4 protein-coding genes are annotated in these 4,259 nt (G+C 61.1%); 1 reads left to right on the top strand and 3 read right to left on the bottom strand.

The window, feature by feature from the left end; genetic code table 11:
• The 3 genes from B7X49_RS18235 to B7X49_RS18225 all read right to left on the bottom strand — a co-directional run.
• A partial coding sequence (locus B7X49_RS18235; protein WP_286705345.1) for a hypothetical protein occupies nt 1-439 on the bottom strand: 439 nt, incomplete at its 3' end.
• Between the two features lie 366 nt (nt 440-805).
• On the bottom strand, nt 806-2,452 hold the full coding sequence (locus tag B7X49_RS18230; RefSeq protein ID WP_286705344.1) for a class I adenylate-forming enzyme family protein: 1,647 nt from the start codon (nt 2,450-2,452) through the stop codon (nt 806-808).
• A 16-nt stretch (nt 2,453-2,468) separates the two neighbouring features.
• A complete protein-coding gene (locus B7X49_RS18225; RefSeq protein ID WP_286705343.1) occupies nt 2,469-3,494 on the bottom strand; it encodes a cyclase family protein in 1,026 nt (341 codons plus the stop codon).
• A gap of 170 nt (nt 3,495-3,664) precedes the next feature.
• Between B7X49_RS18225 and B7X49_RS18220 the strand changes: the two genes are divergently transcribed.
• The coding region (locus B7X49_RS18220) for a BON domain-containing protein (RefSeq protein ID WP_286705342.1) at nt 3,665-4,259 on the top strand (595 nt) is incomplete at its 3' end.

Below are 4,259 nucleotides of genomic sequence, written 5' to 3'. Positions count from 1 at the left end.
GGGCGGCGCCGAGGCGCCAACCTATGCCCAGCTTTATTCGGGAGCATGGGTCCACCCCACATGTAGTGGGTGTCTGACTTAACCGGATAGGCACGGTTATACCGATGAGCTTTTCGTCGGTCTTTGAATAATCAAGGACCTCCTTTAGCGCCGGATTTGCCACCACGTTAGCCTTCCGACGCAAAATGACCTTGGGTGACGATTCTCTGATGACATCATCCTGTAGAGAAGATGCCAACATCTTTCGCACACGGCTGAATATCGCTATTGCCCGAGTGCGCGTCCTACCGCTGCTTCTCTTGTGACCATCGATCTCGTCGAGGACTGGCTTAGTTAGCAAGATGATAATAGGGTCCCGCCCGAGTTCGTGCCATGGCAAAGACTCCAACTCTCTACACTCAAAGAATAGGTTTGTATCCGCTACGAGATGGACTTCCATGTAACCCTCTTGTCATCACCTGTTAGCCGAAATTGCTGTCATCCAAAAAACTTAGTTCAGCCATGGGCCGACCGATAATCTTCGATTTTTGCTCGTGGGTGTAGGAACCGTTAGCAGGGATCCCACGTCTATTCTGAATACGGAATACATATTTGCGACAAGAAAGATAGTTCGTCCGCCCCGAGTCGCGCTATAGCGACGTATTTTTTTCACCTACCCCGCTACGCACGGTGCAGACGAGCAATACCCTCCTGTTTTTCAAACATTTTTAAGGGAATTCCATATGGCAAGGCTAAAACGGAAAATAAACAAAAGTTTTTTGGTTCTTTTTTTCAAAAAAGAACTCCTTCCTTTTCGCTTCCCTCTTCACTCCCTCAACTCACGCCGCAAAATCTTGCCGGTGACGGTTTTGGGGAGGTCGGGGATTATTGTTACGGTTCTTGGGTATTTGTAGGCGGCCATGCGGGATTTGCAGAAGGTGATGATGTCTTCTTGGGTGGTGGTGGTGTTGGGTTTCAGGCTGATCACGGCTTTGACGGATTCGCCGCGGTAGGCGTCGGGCACGCCGATTACGGCGGCTTCGCGGACGGCGGGGTGGGTGTAGAGCACGTCTTCGACTTCGCGGGGCCAGACTTTGTAGCCGGCGGCGTTGATCATGTCTTTCTTGCGATCGACCAGGTAGAACCAGCCTTGTTCGTCCATGAATCCGACGTCGCCGGTGTGGAAGCGGTGGTTGCGGATGGCTTCGGCGGTTTTGTCGGGTTTGTTCCAGTAGCCGGGGACGATCATGGGGCCTTGGGTGACGATTTCGCCGATTTCGCCTTGGGCGACGGGGGTGCCGGCATCATCGCAGATCCAGGAGATGGTGTCGTAGACCGGGACGCCGATGGCCAGGGCGCCGGAGGCGGGATCGACGGGGGCTTGCCGCGAGAGGGGGACGACGTGGGTGGGTGAGTTGGTTTCGGTGAGGCCGTAGCCGTTGTGGATGTAGGGGCCGAATTTTTCGCGAAATGCGGTGACCACGCTGGGGGGGATGGGGGCGCCGCCGGAGTAGATTTTGGTGAGCGAGGTTAGTTTTGCGGGGGTGGCGCTTGGGTGGTTCATCAGGGCGATGAATGCGGTGATGGCGCCGATGGTGAAGGCGGCTTTGTGTTCCTCGATGCTGTCGAGCATGACGCCGGGTTCGAAACGGTAGGTCAGGATCAGCGGGGCGGCGGTGAGGAAGCCAGCGGCGACGTGGCCGATCAGGCCGGTGATGTGGAACAGGGGGGCGATGCCGAGGATGGGCGCGCCTTCGGCGAGTTCGATCCAGTCGCGATAGGTCTGGGCGTTGAAGGTGACGTTGCCGTGGGTGTTCATGGCACCCTTGGGCACGCCGGTGGTGCCGGAGGTGTAGACCAGGAAGGCGATGTCGGCGGGTTGGTAGTGCGGGGTTTGGGGTGGGTTGGGGGCGGTTTTGAGGGTTTCGGCGAAGTCGGTGGTGTCGGGGAAGTGGTGGTGGGTGGCGTTGGCGAACAGGCGGGGGTCGTTTCGGGTCTGGAACGCGAGGGCGCTGGTGATGATGACGATGTTCGGTCGGAGGGTGGGGTCGAGCGGGTCGAACACGGCGTGGTAGGTCTCGTCGTGGCAGATGACGGCTTTGGGGGTGCAATCGGCGAACAGGATGGCGATTTCGCGGGCGCGGTTCATCGGGTTGACGGCGACGGCGATGCCGCCTGATTTCCAGGCGGCGAGGATGGCGATGACGAATTGCGGGACGTTCTGGAGGAAGATGGCGAAGCGGTCGCCTGGGGTGAAGCCGTTGGTGGTGAGGTGGGTGGCGAGGCGGTCGCTCAGATCGTCGAGTTCGGCGTAGGTGAGGGTCGCGTCGAAATAGCGGATCGCGGGGTGGTCGGGCGCGCGGGCGGCGGCGGCGCGGAACATCGCCAGGGCGTCGGTGAAGTCGGGGGTGATGGTGGCGGGTTGGCCTTGGTCGTAGAGGGCGAGCCAGGGTTTGTCGTCGTAGATGGTCATTGGCGCGGCCCCTGCCCTATTTGATCACCACGGGATTGACCGGCGCGCCGGTGCCGCCGGCGACTTTGAGGGGGGCGGCGGTGTAGAGGAAGGTCCATTGGCCATCGGCCGCGCAATCGTCGGCCAGGGCATCGAGGGCGGCGATTTCGGTGAAGGTGACGCCGAGGTTGCGCATCAGGGCGTTGTGGAGGGGCAGGACGACGCCGGAGACGGGATCGGCGGTGACTTCGTTGGCGATGGTGTCGGTGACCAGGTTGGGGATTTCCATCTCGTGGAACCATTTGACCAGTTCGGGGCTGTAGGTCAGGCCGGGTTCGATGAAATCCTGGTAGAATTCGGTCTTGTCGCGGTTGTAGAACGAGCCGATCCAGCCGGTGCGGATGAGGAGGATGTCGTGTTTTTCGATGGTGACGCCTTGTTTGGCGGCGGCGGCCAGGAGGTCTTCGTGGGTGAAGGTTTCGCCGCGATCGAGGACTTGCTTGTCGCGATGGCGGGCGATGTCGATCAGGATGCCGCGGCCGGCGATGCCGCGTTCGGCGATGGGCAGGACGCTGGCCTTGGTCATTTTGCCGGCGGTGGTGCGGGCGTCGTAGCCGTTATAGAGCTGGTCGTCGCACCAGACGTGGCCGAGGGCGTCGTACTGGGTCGAGCCCTGGAGGTACATGATCAACATGTCGTCGGCATATTCGGCGTGGCCGGGGAAGACCGGGCCTTTGCCGCAGAGGTAGTGGCCTTTGTCCATGACGTTGACGCGGACCGGTTGGGCGCGGCCCGGCCAGACTGGGTCGCCGGCGGGATGGCCCATCATGACCTGCAGGGTGAAGGTTTTGCCCTGTTTCACGGCCTGGACGCCGCGGAGGACTTCGGCCGGGGTGAGGAAGTTGAGCGAGCCGACCTCGTCATCGGCGCCCCAGCGACCCCAGTTTTTCGGGTCGTTCTTGAGAAGTTCGGTGACCGGGATTTCGGCGCGGAGCGTGCTGGCCATGGCGGTTTCCTCGTGCGGTTGCGAACCGGTCTGATGCCGGATTGGTCCATCCTGCATTCTTGATCGGCGGGTTGCAACACCGCCAAGCGAACGTTGGCCCGGTTGGCGGTCATTGACCTGTATCAAAGCCACCGGCCGATCATCCGCGCATAACCAGGTCCGCACGATCCGCGCCCGTTCCTTGGGCACGTTTCGAATTCGATCATCTGCAACCACGGAGAACGGACATGTCGGACGATACCCAATTGCAACAGCGCGTCATGGCGGAACTGAACTGGCAGCCGGGCGTGACCGCCGGTCATATCGGTGTGACCGCCAAGGCCGGCATCGTCACGCTGAGCGGCCATGTCGAGAGCTACGCCGACAAGCACGCCGCCGAGGCCATCACGCGGCGCGTCCGCGGCGTGTTCGGCGTTGCCGAAGACATCGTCGTGGAACTGCCGGTCCATATCAAACGCACCGATGAAGATATCGCGGCCGCCGCGGTCGAGCGCCTGGCGTGGGACGTCTCGGTGCCGCGCGACAGCGTCAAGGTCACTGTCGCCGATGGTTGGCTGACCCTGACCGGGCGGGTCGGCGCGCATTACCAGCGCGAGGCCGCGATGCGCGATGTTCATGGCCTCATCGGCGTGCGCGGTGTTTCGAGCGAAATCACCATCAAGCCGCGGGTCGATGCGACCAACCTCAGCCAGGACATCATGCACGCGTTGCAACGCTCCTGGTTCGTAAGCGTCCGGTCTCGATCGTGTAGCGATCTGATCTCAAGCGGTTTAGCTGGACTCCTTCTGGAGGCTCATAAGGAGGCGGCTGGTGGAGGGAGAG

The sequence above is a fragment of the Acidiphilium sp. 34-64-41 genome (assembly GCF_002282635.1).
GTDB classification, from domain to species: domain Bacteria; phylum Pseudomonadota; class Alphaproteobacteria; order Acetobacterales; family Acetobacteraceae; genus Acidiphilium; species Acidiphilium rubrum.
This window is presented reverse-complemented; position numbering and strand designations above follow the sequence as displayed.

What these genes read in the sequence shown, in the direction of transcription:
- B7X49_RS18230 (WP_286705344.1), bottom strand. Translation starts at nt 2,452, where the DNA reads ATGACCATCTACGACGACAAACCCTGGCTCGCCCTCTACGACCAAGGC.
- B7X49_RS18225 (WP_286705343.1), bottom strand. Translation starts at nt 3,494, where the DNA reads ATGCAGGATGGACCAATCCGGCATCAGACCGGTTCGCAACCGCACGAG.